The organism is Streptomyces sp. NPDC021225 (assembly GCF_044332865.1).
GTDB lineage: Bacteria > Actinomycetota > Actinomycetes > Streptomycetales > Streptomycetaceae > Streptomyces.
This window is the reverse complement of the sequence record NZ_JBIRPV010000018.1, coordinates 134,381-158,382: the sequence shown is the minus strand read 5'-3', so window position 1 is coordinate 158,382 and position 24,002 is coordinate 134,381. Positions and strand designations below refer to the sequence as shown.

General features: G+C 68.8%; 21 protein-coding genes and 3 tRNA genes. 4 read left to right on the top strand and 20 right to left on the bottom strand.

The genetic code is table 11. The features are described from left to right. Positions 1 to 31 precede the first annotated feature (31 nt). From rpsG to ACH4S9_RS43625, 12 genes are all read right to left on the bottom strand, one after another. Positions 32 to 502 carry a 30S ribosomal protein S7 gene (gene rpsG / locus ACH4S9_RS43680; RefSeq protein WP_311726639.1) on the bottom strand — a complete coding sequence of 157 codons (471 nt, stop codon included), beginning with the start codon at positions 500 to 502 and terminating at the stop codon, positions 32 to 34. A gap of 2 nt (positions 503 to 504) precedes the next feature. Then, on the bottom strand, positions 505 to 876 hold the full coding sequence (rpsL, locus tag ACH4S9_RS43675) for a 30S ribosomal protein S12 (RefSeq protein ID WP_003948652.1): 372 nt from the start codon (positions 874 to 876) through the stop codon (positions 505 to 507). Between the two features lie 364 nt (positions 877 to 1,240). Next, positions 1,241 to 5,140: a DNA-directed RNA polymerase subunit beta' gene (locus ACH4S9_RS43670; protein ID WP_311726638.1), complete on the bottom strand. Its 3,900-nt coding sequence runs from the start codon at positions 5,138 to 5,140 to the stop codon at positions 1,241 to 1,243. 101 nt (positions 5,141 to 5,241) lie between these two features. Then, positions 5,242 to 8,724, bottom strand: a complete 3,483-nt coding sequence (rpoB, locus tag ACH4S9_RS43665; RefSeq protein ID WP_311726637.1) for a DNA-directed RNA polymerase subunit beta — start codon at positions 8,722 to 8,724, stop codon at positions 5,242 to 5,244. Positions 8,725 to 9,312: 588 nt separating this feature from the next. Beyond that, entirely contained in the window at positions 9,313 to 9,699 is a 387-nt protein-coding gene (gene rplL, locus ACH4S9_RS43660) for a 50S ribosomal protein L7/L12 (protein ID WP_311726636.1), read from the bottom strand. 78 nt (positions 9,700 to 9,777) lie between these two features. After that, the gene (gene rplJ / locus ACH4S9_RS43655) at positions 9,778 to 10,335 is read right to left on the bottom strand and encodes a 50S ribosomal protein L10 (protein WP_311726635.1); all 558 of its coding nucleotides are present in this window, start codon (positions 10,333 to 10,335) and stop codon (positions 9,778 to 9,780) included. A 280-nt stretch (positions 10,336 to 10,615) separates the two neighbouring features. Continuing rightward, on the bottom strand, positions 10,616 to 11,461 hold the full coding sequence (locus ACH4S9_RS43650) for a hypothetical protein (protein ID WP_311726634.1): 846 nt from the start codon (positions 11,459 to 11,461) through the stop codon (positions 10,616 to 10,618). A gap of 222 nt (positions 11,462 to 11,683) precedes the next feature. Then, positions 11,684 to 12,400, bottom strand: a complete 717-nt coding sequence (gene rplA / locus ACH4S9_RS43645; RefSeq protein ID WP_311726633.1) for a 50S ribosomal protein L1 — start codon at positions 12,398 to 12,400, stop codon at positions 11,684 to 11,686. 77 nt (positions 12,401 to 12,477) lie between these two features. Continuing rightward, entirely contained in the window at positions 12,478 to 12,912 is a 435-nt protein-coding gene (rplK, locus tag ACH4S9_RS43640) for a 50S ribosomal protein L11 (RefSeq protein ID WP_030412999.1), read from the bottom strand. A 160-nt stretch (positions 12,913 to 13,072) separates the two neighbouring features. After that, complete coding sequence (nusG, locus tag ACH4S9_RS43635) at positions 13,073 to 13,930, bottom strand: transcription termination/antitermination protein NusG (protein WP_311726632.1); 858 nt, start codon at positions 13,928 to 13,930, stop codon at positions 13,073 to 13,075. 79 nt (positions 13,931 to 14,009) lie between these two features. Continuing rightward, complete coding sequence (gene secE, locus ACH4S9_RS43630) at positions 14,010 to 14,300, bottom strand: preprotein translocase subunit SecE (RefSeq protein WP_311726631.1); 291 nt, start codon at positions 14,298 to 14,300, stop codon at positions 14,010 to 14,012. A gap of 109 nt (positions 14,301 to 14,409) precedes the next feature. Beyond that, positions 14,410 to 14,482, bottom strand: a tRNA-Trp gene (locus tag ACH4S9_RS43625). 182 nt (positions 14,483 to 14,664) lie between these two features. Between ACH4S9_RS43625 and ACH4S9_RS43620 the strand changes: the two genes are divergently transcribed. After that, on the top strand, positions 14,665 to 15,903 hold the full coding sequence (locus ACH4S9_RS43620; protein ID WP_311726630.1) for a pyridoxal phosphate-dependent aminotransferase: 1,239 nt from the start codon (positions 14,665 to 14,667) through the stop codon (positions 15,901 to 15,903). Positions 15,904 to 16,090: 187 nt separating this feature from the next. Next, on the top strand, positions 16,091 to 17,107 hold the full coding sequence (locus tag ACH4S9_RS43615) for an adenosine deaminase (protein WP_385347815.1): 1,017 nt from the start codon (positions 16,091 to 16,093) through the stop codon (positions 17,105 to 17,107). A gap of 15 nt (positions 17,108 to 17,122) precedes the next feature. Here the strand turns inward: ACH4S9_RS43615 and ACH4S9_RS43610 are convergent, their stop codons facing one another. The 6 genes from ACH4S9_RS43610 to ACH4S9_RS43585 form a co-directional block, all read right to left on the bottom strand. Next, the gene (locus tag ACH4S9_RS43610) at positions 17,123 to 18,178 is read right to left on the bottom strand and encodes a UDP-N-acetylmuramate dehydrogenase (RefSeq protein WP_311726628.1); all 1,056 of its coding nucleotides are present in this window, start codon (positions 18,176 to 18,178) and stop codon (positions 17,123 to 17,125) included. A gap of 290 nt (positions 18,179 to 18,468) precedes the next feature. Further along, positions 18,469 to 18,903, bottom strand: coding sequence for a MaoC family dehydratase (locus tag ACH4S9_RS43605; protein ID WP_398377134.1), 435 nt, complete (start codon positions 18,901 to 18,903; stop codon positions 18,469 to 18,471). Further along, positions 18,900 to 19,403, bottom strand: a complete 504-nt coding sequence (locus tag ACH4S9_RS43600; protein ID WP_311726626.1) for a MaoC family dehydratase N-terminal domain-containing protein — start codon at positions 19,401 to 19,403, stop codon at positions 18,900 to 18,902. Before ACH4S9_RS43600 ends, ACH4S9_RS43605 begins: the two co-directional genes overlap by 4 nt. 138 nt (positions 19,404 to 19,541) lie before the next feature. Further along, a complete protein-coding gene (gene rpmG, locus ACH4S9_RS43595; protein WP_065962933.1) occupies positions 19,542 to 19,706 on the bottom strand; it encodes a 50S ribosomal protein L33 in 165 nt (54 codons plus the stop codon). 83 nt (positions 19,707 to 19,789) lie between these two features. Further along, positions 19,790 to 19,862, bottom strand: a tRNA-Met gene (locus tag ACH4S9_RS43590). A gap of 55 nt (positions 19,863 to 19,917) precedes the next feature. Then, positions 19,918 to 19,990, bottom strand: a tRNA-Thr gene (locus ACH4S9_RS43585). A gap of 220 nt (positions 19,991 to 20,210) precedes the next feature. Here ACH4S9_RS43585 and ACH4S9_RS43580 point away from each other — a divergent pair. Then, complete coding sequence (locus ACH4S9_RS43580; protein WP_385347820.1) at positions 20,211 to 21,470, top strand: amidohydrolase family protein; 1,260 nt, start codon at positions 20,211 to 20,213, stop codon at positions 21,468 to 21,470. Between the two features lie 32 nt (positions 21,471 to 21,502). Here ACH4S9_RS43580 and ACH4S9_RS43575 read toward each other — a convergent pair whose 3' ends face one another. Beyond that, positions 21,503 to 22,711, bottom strand: a complete 1,209-nt coding sequence (locus tag ACH4S9_RS43575) for a hypothetical protein (RefSeq protein ID WP_385347823.1) — start codon at positions 22,709 to 22,711, stop codon at positions 21,503 to 21,505. Between the two features lie 104 nt (positions 22,712 to 22,815). Between ACH4S9_RS43575 and ACH4S9_RS43570 the strand changes: the two genes are divergently transcribed. Continuing rightward, complete coding sequence (locus tag ACH4S9_RS43570) at positions 22,816 to 23,472, top strand: NAD(P)H-binding protein (RefSeq protein ID WP_398377132.1); 657 nt, start codon at positions 22,816 to 22,818, stop codon at positions 23,470 to 23,472. 41 nt (positions 23,473 to 23,513) lie between these two features. On the opposite strand, the gene ACH4S9_RS43565 is transcribed toward ACH4S9_RS43570, so the two are convergent. Further along, a complete protein-coding gene (locus tag ACH4S9_RS43565; RefSeq protein ID WP_311726622.1) occupies positions 23,514 to 23,993 on the bottom strand; it encodes a DUF3574 domain-containing protein in 480 nt (159 codons plus the stop codon). Positions 23,994 to 24,002: the final 9 nt, after the last annotated feature.

The window sequence follows — 24,002 nt, the reverse complement described above, 5'->3', positions numbered from 1 at the left end:
GTCTTCTCTCGGTTCTCGATGGGGGTAGCGACTACCAGCGGTAGTGCGCGAAGGCCTTGTTGGACTCGGCCATCTTGTGGGTGTCCTCGCGACGCTTGACGGAGGCGCCCAGACCGTTGCTGGCGTCCAGCAGCTCGTTCAGCAGGCGCTCGGTCATGGTCTTCTCGCGGCGGGCGCGGGAGTAACCCACGAGCCAGCGCAGAGCGAGGGTGGAGGAGCGGCCGGGGCGAACCTCGACCGGGACCTGGTACGTGGCGCCACCGACGCGGCGGGAGCGGACCTCGAGGGTCGGCTTCACGTTCTCCAGCGCGCGCTTCAGCGTGATGACCGGGTCGTTGCCGGTCTTCTCGCGCAGACCCTCCATGGCGCCGTAGACGATGCGCTCAGCGGTGGAGCGCTTGCCGTTCAGCAGCACCTTGTTGATGAGGGAGGTCACCAGAGGAGAGTTGTAGACCGGGTCGATGATGACCGGGCGCTTCGGGGCGGGGCCCTTACGAGGCATTCTTACTTCTCCTTCTTGGCGCCGTAGCGGCTGCGAGCCTGCTTGCGGTTCTTGACGCCCTGCGTGTCGAGGGAGCCACGGATGATCTTGTAACGAACACCCGGCAGGTCCTTCACACGACCGCCACGCACGAGCACGATGGAGTGCTCCTGAAGGTTGTGGCCCTCACCCGGAATGTAAGCGGTGACCTCGATGCCACTGGTCAGACGCACACGCGCGACCTTACGCAGGGCCGAGTTCGGCTTCTTCGGGGTGGTCGTGAACACACGCGTGCAGACGCCACGACGCTGGGGGGAACCCTCGAGCGCGGGCGTCTTGTTCTTCTCGACCTTGTCCTGCCGGCCCTTGCGGACCAGCTGCTGGATCGTAGGCACCGTTTCTCCGGTTTCTGTGTGCCAGTCTCGATAAAGCTAACCTGGGGTTTCTCCGACCCACGAGGTCGGGTGTGTCGCGCACTGCAGACCCCCGCGCAGATTGCGGGAGAGTGCAGATTGTTGGTGTCGACACCTCGGTCTCCCGGGAGCCCCTTCCGGGCCCTGAGGCCGCTGAAGAGTGCGCATACGGGAGCCCAGGGACACCCCAGGCACAAGGTCAGAGCGTACCTACCGCATCGGCTCCGGTCAAAACAAATGCACACGCGGCAAGGCACACCGGCCCGCCAGCATAGCCGCAGGGCGGCCACCCCGCCATGGGGTGGCCGCCCTGCGCAGGTCAGGACCGGTTTTACCGGCCTGGAACCTACTGGTTGTACGGACCGTAGTCGTAGTCCTCCAGCGGGACCGCCTGGCCGGAGCCCGTGCCGAAGGGCGAGTAGTCGATGTCGTCGTAACCGACGGCCGAGTACATCGCGGCCTTCGCCTCCTCGGTCGGCTCGACCCGGATGTTGCGGTAGCGGGACAGGCCCGTACCGGCCGGGATGAGCTTACCGATGATCACGTTCTCCTTGAGGCCGATCAGGGAGTCCGACTTGGCGTTGATCGCCGCGTCGGTGAGCACCCGGGTCGTCTCCTGGAAGGACGCCGCCGACAGCCACGACTCGGTCGCCAGCGAGGCCTTGGTGATACCCATCAGCTGCGGACGGCCGGAGGCCGGGTGGCCGCCTTCCTGGACCACACGACGGTTCTCGGACTCGAAGCGCGAGCGCTCCACGAGCTCGCCCGGCAGCAGCTCCGCGTCGCCGGACTCGATGATCGTCACGCGGCGCAGCATCTGCCGGATGATGATCTCGATGTGCTTGTCGTGGATCGACACACCCTGCGAGTTGTAGACCTTCTGGACCTCGCCGACCAGGTGCACCTGGACGGCGCGCTGGCCGAGGATGCGCAGCACGTCGTGCGGGTTGACCGCACCGAGGGTCAGCGGCTGGCCGACCTCGACGTGGTCGCCCTCGCCCACCAGCAGACGGGCTCGCTTGGAGACGCCGTAAGCCGTCTCGTCCGAGCCGTCGTCCGGAGTGACGACGACCTTCTTGGTCTTCTCGGTCTCCTCGATCCGGACGCGGCCGGCCGCCTCCGAGATCGGGGCGACACCCTTGGGCGTACGGGCCTCGAAGAGCTCGACGACACGCGGCAGACCCTGGGTGATGTCGTCACCGGCCACACCACCGGTGTGGAAGGTCCGCATCGTCAGCTGGGTGCCGGGCTCACCGATGGACTGGGCGGCGATGATGCCGACCGCCTCGCCGATGTCCACCAGCTTGCCGGTCGCCAGCGAGCGGCCGTAGCAGTAGGCACAGGTGCCCACGGCGGACTCGCAGGTGAGGACCGAGCGGGTCTTGACCGTCTCCACGCCGTGCCGCACGAGCTGGTCGATGAGCACATCGCCCAGGTCGACGTTGGCCGGCGCGATGACCTTGCCGTCCACGACGACGTCCTCGGCGAGCATGCGCGCGTACACGCTGGTCTCGACGTCGTCGGTCTTGCGCAGCACGCCGTCGGCGCCCTTGGTCGCGATCGCGAGCTTCAGACCACGCTCGGTGCCGCAGTCCTCCTCGCGGATGATCACGTCCTGCGAGACGTCCACCAGACGACGGGTCAGGTAACCCGAGTCGGCGGTACGCAGGGCGGTGTCCGCGAGACCCTTACGGGCACCGTGGGTGGAGATGAAGTACTCCAGCACGGACAGACCCTCACGGAACGACGCCTTGATGGGCCGCGGGATGGTCTCGTTCTTCGCGTTGGACACCAGACCACGCATACCGGCGATCTGACGCATCTGCATCATGTTTCCGCGCGCGCCCGAGTCGACCATCATGAAGATCGGGTTGGTCTTCGGGAAGTTCGCGTTCATCGCCTCGGCAACCTCGTTGGTCGCCTTGGTCCAGATCGCGATCAGCTCCTGGGTGCGCTCGTCCTTGGTGATCAGACCACGCTCGTACTGCTTCTGGACCTTCTCGTCCTGCGCCTCGTAGCCCTCGATGATGGCCTTCTTGGCCTCGGGCACGACCACGTCGGAGATGGCGACGGTGACACCGGAGCGGGTGGCCCAGTGGAAACCGGACGCCTTCAGGTTGTCCAGCGTCGCCGCGACGATGACCTTGGGGTAGCGCTCGGCGAGGTCGTTGACGATCTCGGAGAGCTGCTTCTTGCCCACCGAGTAGTCGACGAACGGGTAGTCCTCGGGCAGCAGCTCGTTGAAGAGCGCGCGGCCCAGCGTGGTGCGCAGCCGGAAGCTGTCACCCGGCGTCCAGGCGGGCTCGCCCTCTTCCGGAACCGGCGGGGTCCAGCCGCGCGGCGGGACGGTGCCGATCGGGAAGCGGATGTCGATCTTCGCCTGGAGCGAGAGCTCCCGGGCGTCGAACGCCATGATCGCCTCGGCGGCCGAGGCGAAGGACCGCCCCTCACCGATGACCTCGCGCTCCTCCTCGTCGGTGGTGAGGAAGAAGAGGCCGAGCACCATGTCCTGGGTGGGCATGGTCACCGGGCGGCCGTCGGCCGGCTTGAGGATGTTGTTCGAGGACAGCATCAGGATGCGGGCCTCGGCCTGGGCCTCCGCGGACAGCGGCAGGTGCACGGCCATCTGGTCACCGTCGAAGTCCGCGTTGAACGCGGTGCAGACGAGCGGGTGAATCTGAATGGCCTTGCCCTCGACCAGCTGCGGCTCGAAGGCCTGGATGCCCAGGCGGTGCAGGGTCGGCGCACGGTTCAGCAGCACCGGGTGCTCGGCGATGACCTCTTCGAGCACGTCGTACACGACCGTGCGGCCGCGCTCGACCATGCGCTTGGCCGACTTGATGTTCTGCGCGTGGTTCAGGTCCACCAGGCGCTTCATCACGAACGGCTTGAAGAGCTCCAGCGCCATGGCCTTGGGTAGACCGCACTGGTGCAGCTTGAGCTGCGGGCCGACGACGATGACCGAACGGGCCGAGTAGTCGACTCGCTTACCGAGCAGGTTCTGACGGAAACGACCCTGCTTGCCCTTCAGCATGTCGCTGAGGGACTTCAGCGGGCGGTTACCGGGGCCGGTCACCGGGCGACCGCGGCGGCCGTTGTCGAACAGCGCGTCGACGGCCTCCTGGAGCATCCGCTTCTCGTTGTTCACGATGATCTCGGGGGCACCGAGGTCAAGGAGACGCTTGAGGCGGTTGTTGCGGTTGATGACGCGGCGGTACAGGTCGTTCAGGTCGGAGGTCGCGAAGCGGCCACCGTCCAGCTGCACCATCGGACGCAGGTCCGGCGGGATCACCGGGATGCAGTCCAGCACCATGCCGTTGGGGCTGTTGCGGGTCTGGAGGAAGGCGGAGACGACCTTGAGGCGCTTGAGCGCACGGGTCTTCTTCTGGCCCTTGCCGGTCCGGATGATCTCGCGGAGGCGCTCGGCCTCCTCGTCGAGGTCGAAGGACTCCAGGCGCTTCTGAAGCGCGGCGGCGCCCATGCCACCCATGAAGTACGTGCCGAAGCGGTCACGCAGCTCGCGGTAGAGCAGCTCGTCGCCCTCCAGGTCCTGGACCTTGAGGTTCTTGAAGCGGTTCCACACCTCGTCGAGACGGTCGATCTCGCGCTGGGCGCGGTCGCGCAGCTGCTTCATCTCGCGCTCGGCGCCCTCGCGCACCTTGCGGCGCACATCGGCCTTGGCGCCCTCGGCCTCCAGCTCGGCGAGGTCCGCCTCGAGCTTCTTGGCGCGAGCCTCCAGGTCGGCGTCGCGGCGCTGCTCGATCTGCTGGCGCTCGACGGAGACATGGGCCTCCAGCGAGGGCAGGTCGCGCGTGCGGCGCTCGTCGTCCACCCACGTGATCATGTAGGCGGCGAAGTAGATGACCTTCTCGAGGTCCTTCGGGGCGAGGTCGAGCAGGTAGCCCAGACGCGACGGAACGCCCTTGAAGTACCAGATGTGGGTGACGGGAGCGGCCAGCTCGATGTGGCCCATCCGCTCACGGCGCACCTTGGCGCGGGTGACCTCGACGCCACAGCGCTCACAGATGATGCCCTTGAAGCGGACGCGCTTGTACTTTCCGCAGTAGCACTCCCAGTCCCGGGTCGGACCGAAGATCTTCTCGCAGAAGAGTCCGTCCTTTTCGGGCTTCAGGGTGCGGTAGTTGATGGTCTCCGGCTTCTTGACCTCACCGTGGGACCACTGACGGATGTCGTCAGCAGTGGCGAGGCCGATCCGCAGCTCGTCGAAGAAGTTGACGTCGAGCACTTGTCGTCAATCCCTCTTTCAGGGTCGTGTCTTCGGGTCTGACTGGGGGTCCGGGGAGAGACCGGGGCGAGGGGTGGAGTCCTGCGCCCCGGTCAGACCCGTCAGACCTCTTCGACGCTGCTCGGCTCGCGCCGCGACAGGTCGATACCGAGCTCCTCCGCAGCGCGGAAGACGTCCTCGTCGGTGTCGCGCATCTCGATGGACATGCCGTCGGACGACAGCACCTCCACGTTGAGGCACAGGGACTGCATCTCCTTGATGAGGACCTTGAAGGACTCAGGGATGCCGGGCTCGGGGATGTTCTCGCCCTTGACGATGGCCTCGTAGACCTTCACACGGCCGGTGACGTCGTCGGACTTGATGGTCAGCAGCTCCTGGAGGGCGTACGCGGCGCCGTAAGCCTCCAGCGCCCACACCTCCATCTCACCGAAGCGCTGGCCACCGAACTGAGCCTTACCGCCCAGCGGCTGCTGGGTGATCATCGAGTACGGACCGGTGGAGCGGGCGTGCAGCTTGTCGTCCACCAGGTGGTGCAGCTTGAGGATGTACATGTAGCCGACGGAGATCGGGTCCGGGAACGGCTCGCCGGAGCGGCCGTCGAACATCCGGGCCTTGCCGGACGACTGGACCAGGCGGTCGCCGTCGCGGTTCGGGATCGTCGAGTCGAAGAGACCGGAGATCTCGTCCTCGCGGGCGCCGTCGAAGACCGGGGTCGCGACATTGGTGCCCGGAGCCACCTCGTCGGCGCCGATCGCCTTCAGCCGCTGCATCCAGTCCTCGGAGCCTTCGACCTTCCAGCCGCGGGAGGCCAGCCAGCCGAGGTGGATCTCGAGGACCTGTCCCGGGTTCATCCGGGACGGGACGCCCAGCGGGTTGAGGATGATGTCGACCGGGGTGCCGTCCTCCAGGAACGGCATGTCCTCGACCGGCAGGATCTTGGAGATGACGCCCTTGTTGCCGTGGCGGCCGGCGAGCTTGTCACCGTCGGTGATCTTGCGCTTCTGCGCCACGTAGACGCGGACCAGCTGGTTCACGCCCGGGGGCAGCTCGTCGCCCTCCTCGCGGTCGAAGACGCGCACGCCGATGACCTTGCCAGTCTCGCCGTGCGGCACCTTCAGCGAGGTGTCACGGACCTCACGGGCCTTCTCACCGAAGATCGCGCGCAGCAGGCGCTCCTCCGGGGTCAGCTCGGTCTCACCCTTCGGGGTGACCTTGCCGACCAGGATGTCGCCGGCGATGACCTCGGCGCCGATGCGGATGATGCCGCGCTCGTCGAGGTCGGCCAGGACCTCCTCGGAGACGTTCGGGATGTCCCGGGTGATCTCCTCGGGGCCGAGCTTGGTGTCACGGGCGTCGACCTCGTGCTCCTCGATGTGGATCGAGGAGAGGACGTCGTCCTGCACCAGACGCTGGCTGAGGATGATCGCGTCCTCGTAGTTGTGGCCCTCCCACGGCATGAACGCCACGAGCAGGTTCTTGCCGAGCGCCATCTCGCCGTCCTCGGTGGACGGGCCGTCGGCCAGCACCTGGCCGGCGATCACGCGGGCGCCCTCGTCCACGACCACCTTCTGGTTGAAGGAGGTGCCCTGGTTCGAGCGGGAGAACTTGGCCACGCGGTAGGTGGTGTAGGTGCCGTCGTCGTTGGCCACCGTCACGTAGTCGGCGGAGACCTCCTGGACGACACCGTCCTTGTCGGCCTTGATGACGTCGCCGGCGTCGACCGCACAGCGGTACTCCATGCCGGTGCCGACCAGCGGGGACTCCGCCTTGATCAGCGGCACGGCCTGGCGCATCATGTTCGATCCCATGAGCGCGCGGTTGGCGTCGTCGTGCTCCAGGAAGGGGATCATCGCGGTCGCGACCGACACCATCTGGCGCGGCGAGACGTCCATGTAGTCGACGTCGTCGCCGGGGATGTAGTCGACCTCGCCGCCACGGCGGCGGACCAGGACGCGGTTCTCGGCGAAGTGCAGGTCGTCCGTCAGCGGCGCGTTGGCCTGCGCGATGACGAAGCGGTCCTCTTCGTCGGCCGTCAGGTAGTCGACGTCGTCGGTGACGACACCGTCGACGACCTTGCGGTACGGGGTCTCGATGAAACCGAACGCGTTGACCCGGCCGTACGAGGCGAGCGAGCCGATCAGACCGATGTTCGGGCCTTCGGGCGTCTCGATCGGGCACATGCGGCCGTAGTGCGACGGGTGCACGTCACGGACCTCGAAGCCCGCCCGCTCACGGGACAGACCACCGGGGCCCAGGGCGTTCAGACGGCGCTTGTGGGTCAGACCCGACAGCGGGTTCGTCTGGTCCATGAACTGCGACAGCTGGCTGGTGCCGAAGAACTCCTTGATGGAGGCGACGACCGGCCGGATGTTGATCAGGGTCTGCGGCGTGATCGCCTCGACGTCCTGAGTCGTCATGCGCTCGCGGACGACGCGCTCCATACGGGCCAGACCCGTGCGGACCTGGTTCTGGATCAGCTCGCCGACGTTACGGATACGACGGTTGCCGAAGTGGTCGATGTCGTCGGTCTCGACGACCACGCTCTGGCCGTTGTCGCCGACGGTCTCGGTCTCACCGGCGTGCAGCTTCACCAGGTACTTGATCGAGGCGATGACGTCCTCGACCGTCAGGACGCCCGCGTCCAGCGGAGCGGCCGAACCCAGCTTCTTGTTGACCTTGTAGCGGCCGACCTTCGCGAGGTCGTAGCGCTTCGGGTTGAAGTAGAGGTTCTCGAGCAGCGTCTGCGCGGCCTCACGCGTCGGGGGCTCGCCCGGGCGCAGCTTGCGGTAGATGTCGAGCAGCGCGTCGTCCTGCCCCTGGGTGTGGTCCTTCTCCAGGGTGGCGCGCATGGACTCGTACTCGCCGAACTCCTCCAGGATCTGCTCGGTCGTCCAGCCGAGCGCCTTCAGGAGGACGGTGACGGACTGCTTGCGCTTGCGGTCGATACGCACACCGACCATGTCGCGCTTGTCGATCTCCATCTCCAGCCAGGCACCCCGGGACGGGATGACCTTGACGGAGAAGATGTCCTTGTCGGAGGTCTTGTCGATGGAGGAGTCGAAGTAGACACCCGGCGAGCGGACCAGCTGCGAGACGACGACACGCTCGGTGCCGTTGATGCAGAAGGTGCCCTTGTCGGTCATGAGCGGGAAGTCGCCCATGAAGACCGTCTGGGACTTGATCTCACCGGTCTCGTTGTTGGTGAACTCGGCCGTGACGAAGAGCGGAGCCGCGTACGTGAAGTCGCGCTCCTTGCACTCGTCGATCGAGTTCTTCGGGGGCTCGAAGCGGTGATCACGGAAGGTCAGGGACATCGACCCGGAGAAGTCCTCGATCGGGGAGATCTCCTCGAAGATCTCTTCCAGACCGGACTTGGTGGGGACGTCCTGACCGCTGTCCAGCGCAGCCTCGACGCGAGCCTTCCACGCGGCATTGCCGAGCAGCCAATCGAAGCTCTCGGTCTGCAGCGCGAGGAGGTTCGGAACCTCGAGAGGCTCCTTGATCTTCGCAAATGAGATGCGCAGCGGGGCGGTGCTGGCGCCGTTGTTCGTATTGGCAGTCGAGGCGTTGCGCGAGGCGGCCAAGAGGGGGTCCTTCCGAGGGCTCGGACTCACTACGCGCGTGCCGGTCCCACCTCAAGCCATGGAGGAAATCCCTGGTCAGAGAGATTTTCTCGGCCGTGCTCTAGGGTGGGCATGCCCCTGGTGACGGGCAGGAGGCAGCTAACAGGCAGCGCAAAGGGTCAGTGTAGCCACTTGGCACACTGATGTCCAGCTCCGAGTTTCTGAGACCGGCAGAGCCAATCTCTCCCTCCGCTGAGGGGGCCGCTCCCCCTCGTTGTCTTCTCGTTGTTTTCGAACGCCTGCAGCCGACCATGCGCCTCAGGCGCATATCGATACTGCCCGCTTCGCCGACGATCCATGCCTCGGACTTGGATCGGTGTGACGTCGCGTCCTGAGAATTGCGCGCTGCGTGCCGTTCGTCAAGGCCCCCCACTCCGGCGAGATCGTCACAGGGCGTGGCGGCGGGCAACGAAGATCACCATACCCGCAGGGACCGACAAGGCAACGCAGCCGTCACGGAAGCGCCGAAGGGCGACCACCCCAACGGGTGATCGCCCTCACGGAACGGAGCGGGTCAGCGGGCCCGGCAGGGCCCCTGAACCCCTCGGGTCACTTGACCTCGACGGAGGCGCCGGCGCCCTTGAGGGACTCGGCGGCCTTCTCGGCCTGCTCCTTGTTGACCTTCTCCAGGACCGGCTTCGGGGTGCCGTCGACGAGGTCCTTGGCCTCCTTCAGACCCAGCGAGGTCAGCTCACGCACGACCTTGATGACCTGGATCTTCTTCTCTCCGGCGCCGGTGAGGATGACGTCGAACTCGTCCTTCTCCGGCTCGGCCTCGGCCGCGGCACCCGGGGCACCCGGGGCGATGGCGACGGCGGCCGGGGCGGCGGCGGTGACGTCGAACTTCTCCTCGAAGGCCTTCACGAACTCGGAGAGCTCGATGAGGGTCATGCCCTCGAACTGCGCGAGCAGGTCGTCCTGGCTGAGCTTCGCCATGATGGCGGTCCTTCCACTAAGTCGGCTGGTGCCGGATGTACATGTCGGCGGGCGCGGGCCCGCTGGGCAGCGGGAGAGTTACTCCGCGGCCTCGGCGGGAGCCGGCTCGCCGGCACCGCCCTGCTCTTCCTTCTTGACGCGAAGCGCCTCCGCGGTGCGGACGAACTTCGACGGGAGCGCCTGGAAGAGCGCCGCAGCCTGGGACTGCTTGCCCTTCATGGCGCCCGCCAGCTTGGCGAGCAGCACCTCGCGGGACTCGAGGTCCGCGAGCTTCTTGATCTCGTCAGCGGACAGCGCCTTGCCGTCAAGGACACCGCCCTTGATGACGAGAGCGGGGTTGTCCTTGGCGAAGTCACGAAGACCCTTCGCCGCCTCGACCGGGTCACCGGTCACGAAGGCGACGGCCGACGAACCCGCGAACAGGTCGTCGAGCGTGGTGATCCCGGCCTCGTTGGCCGCGATCTTGGTCAGCGTGTTCTTCACCACACGGTACTGAGCGTTCTCACCGAGCGAACGGCGCAGCTCCTTGAGCTGTGCCACGGTGAGACCGGTGTACGCGGTCACGAGAGCAGCGTTGGAGTTACGGAACTTGTCCGTCATCTCCTCGACGGCCGCGACCTTGTCAGGCCTCGCCATGAGCCTCGGCCTCCTTCCGGGTGATGAGGACCGCATCGGTTGGGAAAGGAGGCTGAACAAAACGAAACGCCCCGGCGCAGGCGCTCGGGGCGTGACTCGACCGTAAGGGCCAGGCGGGCCCGATCGGGAGTCAATCCACAATCACCTGCGCAGGTCGTCCGCAGCTAGCGGATCCTTCGGCCGCCGCACCCCTTGCGGGAGCGCAGCAGCGACCAGCGGTCTTTGGCTTCTGTAGAAGGCTACGCGAACGGGCCGCGGCCAGGCAAATCGGCTCCGGGGGTCAGCTCTGCTGGGCCAGGGCGTCCTCGAAGTTCATGGTGTCCGAGGCCGGCGGCTCCTCGACGGTGACCTTGGTGCCGTAGTCCGAGTAGAAGACCGTCGAGTCGTACTTCCCGTTGTTGCTCTCGGCCTGCTCCCGCTTCTTGACCAGGAGGTTGTCACCGTCGATCCACAGGTCGATGGTCTCGGTCTCCATGCCCGAGGTCTCCAGCTGCTTCTGAAGGGCCTCGAGGTCCGACTGGGAGAGGTCCTTGGACTGCATCTTGGCCAGCTCCGAGACCTCCACGGTGCCGGTGTAGTGCGTCGCCTTGACGCCCTTGACCGTCTCCGTGCCCACGCTCTTGACCTTGCCGGTGGCGATCAGCAGCTGCACCGAACGCGCCGGGTCGGTGTTCTGCATCTGGTCCTTGAGGAACTCACCGGAGGCGCCGGCCTGCTTGGCCAGGGTGTCGTAGTCGTACTTCATCCAGTGCTTGCCGCCGGCCTGCGCCGCGAACTCGGGGCCGAGGTTCATGAACATCGCGTCGGGGGTGTAGCGCGCCTGCATGGGCTTGCCGGCCAGCGGCGAGGACTCGACGGCCCCGCCCTTCTGCGTGATGGTCATGTTGGCGTGCATGCCGTTCGCCCAGTCCATCGCGCCGGACATGGTCGAGTTCTGCGTGCCCATCTGCGTGGTGCCCTCGACCTTGGCCGAGTGCTGCTGGTCGGTCTGCTTCGACGCGAGCTTCAGCGCGGCCAGCGGGCTGCCTGCCGCCTCCTTGGCCTTGTCCGAGGACGACTTGTCGCTGTCGCCCTTGTCACCCCCACAGGCGGTCAGGCCGGCCACCAGGACCACACCACTGAGCACCGCCGCGCACCGAGCACCAAATCGAGTACCGCGCACAGGTCCCCCTATGTCTTTGCTTCTTATTTATCTTTTACGACTGCTGTGACTGTATATGACGGGACGCTCAACGCCGCGAGCCGGGTTCCCGCACTTCACAGGGGAAGTACGGGAACCCGGCTCGCGGGAGTGCCACGCCGTCTCGGACGGCGCTCAGAGCGCGCTCAGAACACGTTCAGCACGTGCTCAGACGGCCTCTTCCTCGACCAGCAGGTTGCGGGTGCGGTTGGCGTCCAGCGGGATGCCAGGGCCCATCGTGGTGGTCAGGGTCGCCTTCTTGATGTAGCGGCCCTTCGCGGCGGACGGCTTGAGACGGTTGATCTCCTCCAGCGCCGCGGCGTAGTTCTCCACCAGCTTGGCCTCGTCGAAGGAGACCTTGCCGATGATGAAGTGCAGGTTCGAGTGCTTGTCGACGCGGAACTCGATCTTGCCGCCCTTGATCTCGGTGACGGCCTTGGCCACGTCGGGGGTGACGGTGCCGGTCTTCGGGTTCGGCATCAGACCACGCGGACCGAGCACCCGGCCCAGGCGGCCGACCTTGCCCATGAGGTCCGGGGTGGCGACGACGGCGTCGAAGTCCAGCCGGCCCTTGGAAACCTCGTCGATGAGCTCGTCGGAGCCGACGATGTCGGCGCCGGCGGCCTCCGCGGCCGCAGCACGGTCACCGGTCGCGAAGACCAGGACCCGGGCGGTCTTACCGGTGCCGTGCGGAAGGTTCACGGTGCCGCGGACCATCTGGTCGGCCTTGCGCGGGTCGACACCCAGGCGCATGGCCACCTCGACGGTCGCATCGAACTTCGACGCGGAAGTGTCCTTCGCGAGCCGGACGGCCTCGAGCGGGGCGTACACGCGCTCCCGGTCGATCTTGGCGTCCGCGCTGCGGAAAGTCTTGCTGCGCTTCACTGCTGCTCCTGATGAAATTCGTGTGGAGTCGTGGTCCGGGCCGCGCTCGGCCCTGCCACGGCGGTGCTACGGGGGTGTCAGCCCTCGACCGTGATGCCCATGGAACGGGCGGTGCCGGCGATGATCTTCTCGGCGGCGTCCAGGTCGTTGGCGTTCAGGTCGGGCATCTTGGTGGTGGCGATGTCGCGGACCTGGTCGCGGGTGATCTTGGCGACCTTGGTCTTGTGCGGCTCGCCGGAGCCCTTCTCCACACCTGCGGCCTTGAGGATCAGCTTGGCGGCCGGCGGAGTCTTGGTGACGAAGGTGAAGGAACGGTCCTCGTAGACCGTGATCTCCACCGGCACGACCATGCCGCGCTGCGACTCGGTCGCGGCGTTGTAGGCCTTGCAGAACTCCATGATGTTGACGCCGTGCTGACCCAGCGCGGGGCCGACCGGCGGGGCCGGGTTCGCGGCGCCGGCCTGGATCTGGAGCTTGATCAGCCCCGTGACCTTCTTCTTCTTGGGAGGCATGCTCTCTCCGGGTCCTATGAGAGGTGGTTCGCCCCCGAACCGGTTTCGTCCGGATGGAGGCATACCGCACAACAATAACGGGTATACCTGTGCGGCCTAAAACCGAGCAGGTCAGACCGGCTGCGAAAGCCCGTCTGACCTGATCGGAAGGTTCGTATGGTCAGTTCTTCTGGATCTGGTCGAAGCTCAGCTCGACCGGGGTCTCCCGGCCGAAGATCTCCACCAGGCCCTTGACCTTCTTCGAGTCGGCGTTGATCTCGTTGATCGTCGCCTGGAGCGTCGCGAAGGGGCCGTCGGTGACCGTGACCGAGTCGCCCACCTCGAAGTCCAGCACCTGGACCTCGACCTTGCGGCTCGGCGCCGGCAGGCCCGCCTCCTCGGCGGCGGCCTTGGCGGCCTTCTCCTCGGCCTCCGGGGCGAGCATCTTGACGATCTCGTCCAGGGTCAGCGGGTACGGGTCGTACGCGTTGCCCACGAAGCCGGTGACACCCGGGGTGTTCCGGACCACGCCCCAGGACTCGTTCGTCAGGTCCATGCGCACCAGCACATAGCCGGGGAGCTTGTTCTGGCGCACGGTGCGGCGGTCGCCGTTCTTGATCTGGACGACCTCTTCCTGCGGCACCTCGGCCTGGAAGATGTAGTCCTCGACGTTCAGCGACACGGCGCGCTGCTCGAGGTTGGTCTTCACGCGGTTCTCGTACCCCGCGTAGGTGTGGATGACGTACCACTCGCCGGGGAGGGTACGCAGCTCCTCGCGCAGCGCCTCGACCGGGTCGACCGCTGCCTCTTCTTCAACCTCTTCAGCCTCTTCGGCCGCTTCTGCGTCGGCCTCGGCGGCTTCCTCGGCCCCCAGGACAGCGGCCTCGTCCTCGACGCGGACCGCGGCCTTCTCGGCCGACTCTCCCGCCTCAGCGTCCGCAGCCTCGGCCTGGTCCTCATCGGCAGCCTCGACGATGTCGAGCTCGTCCTCGACGGACTCGACGGCCTCGGCGGCCTTGTTCAGGTTCGGGTCAGACACGGTGGCTGCTTCTTCCTGGCTTCAAGGTGGTGGAACGTGCGAAAGGGGCAACTCGGAAACAGCGCCACCCTTCGAGGGCTCAGCCGAAGACGTACTTGATGGCTTGGTTGAACCCATAGTCAATCACGGTAACGATGCCGATCATGATGAGCACAAAGACGATCACCACAGTGGTGTACGTCGAAAGCTGGCCACGCGTGGGCCACACGACCTTGCGCAGCTCAGCGATGATCTGGCGGTAGAAGAGCGCGAGCCTGCCGAGGGGGCCCTTCTTCGCCCGCTTTCCACCACGGCGGCCCTTCTTGGCCGCCACCTCGTCCTCGGGACGGCCGCTCTCAGGCGTCGCGGTGGAGCCTAGGGCTTCCGTCACTCGTCCTCACCTGAATCCGGGTCGTGGCCGTGCCGCGTCCGGCCGGCCGCACAGCGGTGCATTCATTACTCACTACGCGCGCACGCACCTTGAAAAACGTGCGTGGTAGCAGGGCCGGAGGGACTTGAACCCCCAACCGCTGGTTTTGGAGACCAGTGCTCTACCAATTGAGCTACGACCCTTTGCGGCTCCACCCAACCTACCGCATCCACCCGGCTCCATGGAGTGCGCGGGACGGAACGGCTGTTGAGCGGCCAACGACGGATGAGTGTACGTGGTCCGGGGCCGGGCGTCGAACGAATAGCCCTCATGGCGCCCGGAAACCCGCGTGCCGCCGTATTCGGCGGTCTGGGACCATGCACCTATGACCGCTGCTTCTCCCCATGCACAGTCCCCGACCGAGCGCCGCGTCTCCGCCCGTATCGGGTCGATCTCCGAGTCCGCCACGCTGGCCGTCGACGCCAAGGCCAAGGCCCTCAAGGCCGCCGGGCGCCCGGTGATCGGCTTCGGCGCGGGCGAGCCCGACTTCCCCACGCCCGACTACATCGTCGAGGCCGCCGTGGAGGCCTGCCGCAACCCCAAGTACCACCGCTACACGCCGGCCGGCGGGCTGCCCGAGCTCAAGGCCGCGATCGTCGCGAAGACGCTGCGCGACAGCGGCTACGAGGTCGAGGCGGCGCAGGTGCTGGTGACCAACGGCGGCAAGCAGGCGATCTACGAGGCGTTCGCGGCGATCCTGGACCCGGGTGACGAGGTCATCGTCCCCGCGCCGTACTGGACCACCTACCCCGAGTCGATCCGGCTCGCGGGCGGCGTGCCGGTCGAGGTCGTCGCCGACGAGACCACCGGCTACCGGGTCTCCGTGGAGCAGCTGGAGGCAGCCCGCACCGAGCGCACCAAGGTGGTGCTCTTCGTCTCCCCGTCCAACCCCACGGGCGCCGTCTACTCGCGCGAGCAGGTCGAGGCGATCGGGCGCTGGGCGGCCGAGCACGGGCTGTGGGTGCTCACCGACGAGATCTACGAGCACCTGGTCTACGGGGACGCGGAATTCCACTCGCTCCCGGTCGTGGTGCCCGAGCTGCGGGACAAGTGCATCGTGGTCAACGGCGTGGCGAAGACGTACGCCATGACCGGCTGGCGCGTGGGCTGGGTCATCGGCCCCAAGGACGTCGTCAAGGCCGCGACCAACCTCCAGTCGCACGCCACGTCGAACGTGAGCAATGTCGCACAGGCCGCCGCGCTGGCCGCCGTCTCCGGCGACCTGGAGGCCGTGGCCACGATGCGCCAGGCCTTCGACCGGCGCCGCCGCACCATCGTGCGGATGCTGAACGAGATCGACGGCGTGGAGTGCCCGGAGCCCGAGGGCGCCTTCTACGCCTACCCCTCGGTGAAGGGGCTGGTCGGCAAGGAGATCCGCGGCAAGCGCCCGCAGAGCTCCGTGGAGCTGGCCGAGCTGATCCTGGAGGAGGCCGAGGTCGCGGTCGTCCCGGGTGAGGCCTTCGGCACCCCGGGTTATCTGCGTCTGTCGTACGCGCTGGGCGACGAGGACCTCGTCGAGGGCGTCTCCCGGTTGCAGAAGCTGCTGGGCGAGGCGCGCGCCTGACGGTGCGCTCCCCCGGGCGGGCCGGCCGTGCCTTTGAAAGGCACCCCGGCCCGCCTTCCGCTTTTCCCGGGCTGTCCCGGCCCGGGGCGTGGTGCCGGGCTGCCCGGCACCTCGGATTCATGTGCGGGCAAGGCCCCGTTCGGCGAAAGCGGTACCGGGGCGCGCCGGGGTGGGGCAATATCTCCAGATGGCACGTGACGTACATCTGCTCCCCAAAGCGCATCTGCACCTCCACTTCACCGGCTCGATGCGCCCCGCCACGCTGCTCGAACTGGCCGACAAGTACGGCGTCCACCTGCCGGAGGCACTGAGCGGCGGCGAGCCCCCCAGGCTGCGGGCCACCGACGAGCGCGGCTGGTTCCGGTTCCAGCGGCTGTACGACATCGCGCGGTCCTGTCTGCGCGACGCCGAGGACATCCGGCGGCTGGTGCGCGAGGCCGCCGAGGAGGATGTGCGGGACGGCGCCGGGTGGCTGGAGATCCAGGTCGACCCCACCTCGTACGCCCCTCGGCTCGGCGGCCTGATCCCGGCGATCGAGATCATCCTGGACGCGGTCGAGACCGCCTCCCGGGACACCGGGCTCGGGATGCGCGTGCTGATCGCCGCCAACCGCATGAAGCACCCCCTGGAGGCGCGCACGCTGGCCCGGCTGGCGGTCCGCTACGCCGACCGGGGCGTGATCGGCTTCGGGCTGTCCAACGACGAGCGGCGCGGCCTGGCCCGGGACTTCGACCGGGCCTTCGCCATCGCCCGGGACGGCGGCCTGCTGGCGGCCCCGCACGGCGGCGAGCTGTCGGGTGCCAGCAGCGTCCGCGACTGCCTGGACGACCTCGGCGCGCAGCGGGTGGGCCACGGCGTGCGGGCCGCCGAGGACCCGCGGCTGCTGCGCCGGCTCGCCGAGCGGGGCGTGACCTGCGAGGTGTGCCCGTCCTCGAACGTGGCCCTGGGGGTCTACGAGAAGCCGGAGGACGTGCCGCTGCGCACGCTGTACGAGGCCGGGGTGCCGATGGCGCTGGGCGCCGACGACCCGCTGCTGTTCGGGTCGCGGCTGGCGGCCCAGTACGAGCTGGCACGCGAGCACCACGGCTTCACGGACGCCGAGCTGGCCGAGCTGGCCCGGCAGTCCGTGCGCGGCTCGGCGGCCCCGAAGGACGTGACCGCGCGGCTGCTCGCCGACATCGACGGCTGGCTGGCGGCCGGGTGACCGGGGAAGCGGGCGTCAGAGGCTGACGCCGACCGTCACGGGCTCGTTGACGAGCGTGACGCCGAACGCGGCCTCGACCCCGGCGACGACCTCGCGGGCGAGCGCGAGCAGGTCCTCGGTGGTGGCGGCGCCGCGGTTGGTCAGGGCGAGGGTGTGCTTGGTGGAGATGCGGGCCGGGCCGGTGCCGTAGCCCTTGGCGAAGCCCGCCTTGTCGATCAGCCATGCGGCGGAGGTCTTGATCCGCCCCTCGCCGGCCGGGTAGGCGGGCGGGGTGACGTCGGGGCCCAGGCGCTCGGCGGCGCGGGCCAGGAAGGCCGCGTAGGCGTCCTCGGCCAGGACCGGGTTGGTGAAGAAGGAGCCGGCGGACCAGGTGTCGTGGTCGTCGGGGTCGAGGACCATGCCCTTCCCGGCGCGGAGCTTCAGCACCGTGTCGCGGGCGGTGGCGACGGGCACCCGCTCCCCGACCGCCACGCCGAGGGCGCGGGCGGTCTCCGCGTACTTGACGGGCGCGGACAGGCCGCCCGCGTCCTCCAGCGCGAAGCGCACCCGCAGCACCACATGGCGCTGCGGATCGGCCTTGAAGCGGCTGTGGCGGTAGGCGAAGCCGCAGTCGGCGTTCGGGATGGTCACGACGGTCTCGGCGCGCCGGTCGTAGGCGACGACCTCGGTGATCGTGGCCGAGACCTCCTGGCCGTACGCCCCCACGTTCTGGATCGGGGTCGCCCCCGCGGACCCGGGGATTCCGGCCAGGCACTCGATCCCGGCGAGACCGGCCCGGACCGTACGGGCCACCGCGTCCGACCAGTTCTCGCCCGCGGCCAGCTCCAGCGTGTCGCCGTCGAGGGCGAAGCCGCTGGTCGCGATGCGCAGGGCGGTGCCGTCGAAGCCCTTGTCGGCGATGACCAGGTTGCTGCCGCCGCCTATGACCAGCAGCGGGGTCCCGGCCGCGTCGGCCTCCCGGACCGCCGTGATCACCTCGTCGTCGGTGGTGGCCGTGAGCAGCCGGCCCGCCGGGCCGCCGAGCCGGAAGGTGGTCAAGGGGGCCAGGGGCGCGTCGTGGAGTTCCTGCACGCGCTCAAGAGTAACGACCTGGGGGGCGAGGGGGATCGGGAGAAGGAGCGGCGTCCTGGGGGCACCTCCCAGCGGTAGCTGGGGGAGGACGGTCGCAAGGCGCCGGAAAGCCCTCGTAGCGGAGCTACTAGGGCTTTTTGGCAACGCCGCGAGCGGCCGTGCAGGGCGTCGCGACGCCGATCCCTCTCGCCCCCCAGGTCGTAAGGGGGCGCCCCGGCGGGGCCGGGCGGCGGTGCCGCGGCCCACGGGGCACGGGGCGCGCCTCGCGTATCTCGGGGCCCCTCAGGGCCTCAGGCCAGGCAGACGACGGCGCGGGCCCGGCCCAGCACCTTCTGCCCCGCGCTGGTCGCCACGACGTCCACACGGACCGTACGGGCCTCGTCGTCCAGCTTGGCGGCGACCTTCGCGGTCACCTCGATGACCGCGCCCTTCTCGTCGTTCGGCACGACGACCGGCTTGGTGAAGCGCACCCCGTACTCCAGCACGGCCGCCGGGTCCCCCGCCCAGTCGGTCACCACGCGGCCCGCCTCGGCCATGGTGAACATGCCGTGGGCGATGACGTCGGGGAGGCCGACCTCCTTGGCGAACTTCTCGTTCCAGTGGATCGGGTTGAAGTCGCCGGAGGCGCCCGCGTACTGGACGAGCGCGGCGCGGGTCACCGGGAACTCCTGTCCGGGCAGCTCGGTGCCGACCTCGACGTCGTCGTACGAGACCTTGGCTGTCATCCGTTGTCCTCCGCTGCCTGGGTTTCCTGGGCCGGCGCCGGGGTGTCCCGGGCCTCGACGGCGCGGGCGACGAGGGTCGTGTGGGCGGTCACCACGTGCTCCCCGGCCTCGTCGTGCACCTCGCCGCGGACGGACAGGACGTCGTTGCCGGCCAGCGACTTGATCGAGTCGATCGTCGAGGTGACCGTGAGGCGGTCGCCCGCGCGCACCGGGCGGGTGTAGACGAACCTCTGGTCGCCGTGCACCACCCGGCTGTAGTCCAGGCCCAGCTGCGGGTCCTCGATCACCTGCTCCCCGGCGGCCTTGAAAGTGATCGCGAAGACGAACGTCGGCGGGGCGATCACATCCGGGTGGTCGAATGCCCTGGCCGCCTCCGGATCGGTGTAGACCGGATTGGTGTCGCCGATCGCCTCGGCGAATTCGCGGATCTTCTCCCGGCCGACCTCGTAAGGCGCGGTGGGCGGGTAGGACCGCCCGACGAACGACTGGTCGAGCGCCATCGACTCGGCACCTCCTGCGGTAGTCCTGCGGTTGATGTTGCTGGGGATGTGCTTACGGAACGAAACAAGGCCGCCCCCGCGTATGGGGGGCGACCTTGAATACGGTCTGTGCGGTTCGATCTATCTGATCGTCGCGCTTTATCGCGTCTCGCGGTGCGCGGTGTGCGCGTTGCAACGCGGGCAGTGCTTCTTCAGCTCAAGACGATCCGGGTCGTTACGCCGGTTCTTCTTGGTGATGTAGTTCCGCTCCTTGCACTCCACGCAGGCCAGCGTGATCTTCGGGCGGACGTCGGTGGCAGCCACGTGAGTGCTCCTTGACGAACGGATGGATGAACGCAGAAATAGTAGCCGATCGAAGGACCGACCCCACAATCGGCTACGGTGTGTAGCGGTGACCGGACTTGAACCGGTGACACAGCGATTATGAGCCGCTTGCTCTACCGACTGAGCTACACCGCTTCGATGCGATTGGCCCCCACCCGACCGGAGCCGAGCGGGACACCTCACACATCAGAGCCCCAATACGGAATCGAACCGTAGACCTTCTCCTTACCATGGAGACGCTCTGCCGACTGAGCTATTGGGGCGAGCGATGAAGACATTACACGCTCGGGCGCCGAAGGTGAAATCCGTATCCGGGCGTCGTCACGGTCCGCCACCGCCCGCTCAGGCACCACACCGGTACGACTATTCGGCTCCTCCCGGAAGCCGCCCGCGGCGCGCCCTAGGCTCGGCCTCTGACCACGCCGAGCGATCTTGAAAGCCCAGGACAGCCACAGGACATCCCACCGGACATCCAGGAGCGCGATGCCCGACAGCCATCCGCAGCAGCAGCCGCCCACGCACGACGGCCGGGCGCCCGAGGCCGCCCCCGCCCTGGTGCTCGGCGGCGTCCGGCTCGCCGACGGCCGGACCGTGGACGTACGGGTCCGCGGCGGGCGCATCGAGGCGGTCGGCACGGCGGGCAGCCTGGTCCCCGGCACCCGCCTCGACCTCGACGGCTATCTGCTGCTCCCCGCCCCCGCCGAGCCGCACGCCCACTGCGACACCGCCCTCACCGCCGACGCCCCCGGGCCCGTCTCGTATCTGCCCGAGGACGTCCAGCGCCGCACCACCGAGGCCGCCCTGCTCCAGCTCGGCCACGGGGCGACCGCGCTGCGCACGCACGTACCCATCGGCGGGGTGCACGGGCTGCGGTCCCTGGAGGCCGTGCTGAGCGCCCGGGAGGCGCTGCGCGGGCTCACCGACCTGTCCTCCGTGGCGGTGCCCCGGGTACTGACCGGCGCGGCCGGGGCGGACGGCCTGGCGGTGCTGCGGGACGCCGTGAAGATGGGCGCCGGGGTCATCGGCGGCTGCCCCGACCTCGACCCCGACCCGACCGGCCATGTGGAGGCCGTACTCGACATCGCCGCCCGCCACGGCTGCGCCGTCGACCTGCACACGGACGGTGACGACCCGGCCCGGCTCGCCCGGCTCGCGGCGATGGCCGGCGGGCTGCGGCCGGGCGTGACGATCGGCCCCTGCACGGGGCTGGCGCGGCTGCCGCACGACGTGGTGGCACGGGTGGCGGAGCGGCTCGCGGCGGCTGGGGTCACCGTCGTCTGCCTGCCCCAGGGCGACTGTGCCGGGCTGGACGACCGGCGCGCGCGAGGGGCGCACCCGCCGGGCTGCGCGCCGGTGCGGCTGCTGCGCTCGGCCGGGGTCCGGGTGGCCGCGGGCAGCGGGGCGCTGCGGGACGCGGCCAACCCGGTCGGCCGCGGCGACCCGCTGGAGGCCGCGTTCCTCCTGGCCTCGCGGGGCGAGGCGGAGCCCGAGGAGGCGTACGAGGCGGTCTGCGAGCGCGCCCGGGCCGCGCTGGGGCTGCCCGAGGTGCGCGTGGAGGCCGGGTTCCCGGCGGAGCTGCTCGCGGTGCGCGGGGACGGCTTGCCGGGCGTGCTCTCGCTCGCCTACAGCCGGGTGGTGGTCCACCAGGGGCGCGTGGTGGCGCGCACCAGCGCGGTGCGGGAGTACTGCACCTCGGCCGCCGCGGCCGCGCTGGAGCTGCCGCGGCAGGCGCGGACGGAGTAGAAGAACGGAGTAGAAGAGGGGGGCTGGATGGGTCAGCTGTTCGAGGCGTCCGCCTTTTCCAGGTCGCTGAGGTCGATGTCCAGGCCGTCGATGCCGTCGGGACCCCCCTGCACATCGTCGTCCACGATGAAGTCGTCGTCGGAGACGGCGCCGGCGTCGTCGATGCCGCCCATCATCATCGCGCCGGCCGCCTCCATCAGCTCCTTGATGTCGAGCTCGGTGGCGCCGGACGGGGCGGCGATCTTCCCGGCCTCGCCGAACGTCAGCTTCAGCGGCAGCTTGTCGCCCTTCTTCAGCCCCTCGGCGAACGGCGCGAGATCCGCGCTGGCCTCGGTGAGCGCGCCGTTCTTGATGGCGAAGTCGACCGCGATCTTCTTGTTGGGCACATCCTTGAAGTCCTTGGCGGTCGGCAGGTCCTCGCCGCCCGGGATCTCGTCGGTGAACGGCCGCAGCTCGTTGAAGACGCCGGTCAGCAGGGTCCTGACGGGCCCGGTGGCCACCAGGTGGTCCGCCCCGTCACGGCGACCCTCGTCCTTGATGGTGACCTCGCGCGCGAAGAGCTTCTTGAGCTGCTTGGTGATCTTCCGGCTGGTCTCGGGGTCGATATCGGCCCCGCCGGCCCCCTTCTTCTGCCCGCCCCCGGCGCCGAGCTCCTCCTGGGCCTTCTTCATCTCGGCGGTGTCGACCTTGACCCACCCGCCATCGAAGAGCTTCCGCAGCACCTTGCCGCCCGGCACGTCCTCGGGCAGCTCGTCGGCGGACGGCACGGGCGCGCCGCTCAGCTCGCCGAACGCCTTCACGTCCAGCCGGATGTACGCCGTCTCGCCCATGATCCGGTACTCGACGAGATCGCCGTCGGGCCCGCTGAGCTTCATCCGGACGCCGGTGATGTCCTTGTCACCGGCCTCCGCCAGCGGCTTCTTGGCCTGCACGGCCACGCTGACCCGCATCCCGGCCAGCGCCTCGGCCTCCTCGCGCGTCATCGGCTCCGCCGAACTGTCGCTCTTGGAGAGCGCGATGAGCTGCTCGGGCGTCGCGTCGAGATCCAGCTCCACCGACAGGGACCTGCGCTCACCGAGCTTGTCGGTCGCGTTCTCCAGCCGCTTGCCCGCCGAGATGTTCTCGACGGCACCGCACGCGGCGACGCCCGTGACCAGTGCGGTGGTGCAGCCGAGTGCGACCAGCGGCTTGACCAGGGACGTGGCCCGGGACTTGACCGGGGACATACGGATGGCGCTCATGGCTGTTATCGGGACTCCTCGGATGGGCTGATCAGACAGAGCACCTGATCTTCCGATCAGACTCCCGAGTGCCAGGGAAGGTTGCACGGCGTACGGTCGGGATCATGCGCATTGTCATCGCTGGAGGACACGGTCAGATCGCGCTGCGGCTGGAGCGGCTGCTCGCCCGGCGCGGAGACGAGTCCGCGGGCATCGTCCGCCACCCCGAACAGGCGGGCGACCTGCTGGCCGCCGGGGCCGAACCGGTCGTCTGCGACCTGGAAAAGGCGTCGGTGGACGATGTCGCCCGGCATCTGGAGGCCGCCGACGCCGCGGTCTTCGCGGCCGGCGCGGGCCCCAACAGCGGCGCCGCCCGCAAGGAGACGGTCGACCACGCCGCCGCCGTGCTCTTCGCGGACGCGGCCGAGCGAGCCGGCGTACGGCGGTTCCTGATCGTCTCCTCCATGGGCGCCGACCGCGAGATCCCCCGGGACACCGACCCGGTCTTCGCCGCGTATCTGCACGCCAAGACCGAGGCGGACACGGCCGTACGGGCCCGCACGGCCCTCGACTGGACCGTCCTGCGCCCGGGCCGGCTGACGAACGACCCGGGCACCGGCCGGGTGACCCTGGCCGACCACGTCGAGTACGGCTCGGTCACCCGCGACGACGTGGCCGCCGTGCTGCTGGCCCTCCTCGACGAACCCCGCGCGGCGGGCCGCACGCTGGAGCTGGTGAACGGCCCGACGCCGATCGCCGACGCGGTCGGGGCGCCGGCCTAGGCCCTGCCCGGCGGATCTCGCCGCCTGCGCCGGACACCTCCCTAGAAGTCCACCCGGGTGGTGTCGTCCGCGCGGGCCACGGACTCCTGCGCGTAACGCTGCTCGTAGGCGTCCCGGATCCGCTCGATCTGCGGGTCCTGCGCCCGCGCCTCGGACACCGGGTACAGCAGGATCAGCTCGTACGAGCGCTCCCGCTCGATCGTGCCGTTCTGGTCCCGCCACTGCCCCCGGCCGTCCTGGATCGTCAGCCCGGACGGAAAGCTCGGCGTGACCTCCTCGTCGACGAAGGCCATGAACTGCTTGTCGGTCACGGGCGGGCCGCCGTCGGGCCGCTGCGTCCCGAAGAACAGCCGGGTCTCGACATAGGGCTTGCCCCGGCTCACGGCGGAGGCGGCGGACGCGGACGTGGCGGACGCGGGCTCGTCGTCGAGCGCGGCGTACGCGGCGACGGGGGTGGCCGCGGCGAGGGCGAAGGCCACTCCGACGGCGGCGAGCCGCGCACGCGGCTTCAAGGTCGACATCCCCCGATG